Origin of the sequence: Comamonas sp. B-9 (assembly GCF_000410635.1) — a bacterium.
Classification (GTDB): domain Bacteria; phylum Pseudomonadota; class Gammaproteobacteria; order Burkholderiales; family Burkholderiaceae_C; genus Comamonas.
The window spans coordinates 1-204 of record NZ_APCR01000615.1 but is presented as its reverse complement, the minus strand read 5'-3'; the positions used below and the strand labels follow the sequence as shown (position 1 = coordinate 204).

Genomic DNA, 204 nt, shown 5'->3' with positions numbered 1-204 from the left:
CCCGCCAGCGCGTCGGCCTCCTGCATTTCTTTATCAAATAGGCGCATGCTGGCCAGCTTCTTGATTGGCCGCGCTGCCTTGGCCACCAATGCGCCTGGCTTGCGGCTGCGCGCCAGTTGCGTCAGGCGCTCACGTTGGATTGTTGCTGTTGTCATCTGCGCTCCCGGCTTTTGCCGTTGTGTTGTTGATTGCCAGCTGCGGGCC

At 61.8% G+C, this 204-nt stretch carries 1 protein-coding gene; it reads right to left on the bottom strand.

Features of this window, described 5'->3' with window-relative positions; translation table 11 throughout:
* A partial coding sequence (locus H928_RS32165) for a hypothetical protein (protein WP_158400486.1) occupies positions 1–204 on the bottom strand: 204 nt, incomplete at both ends.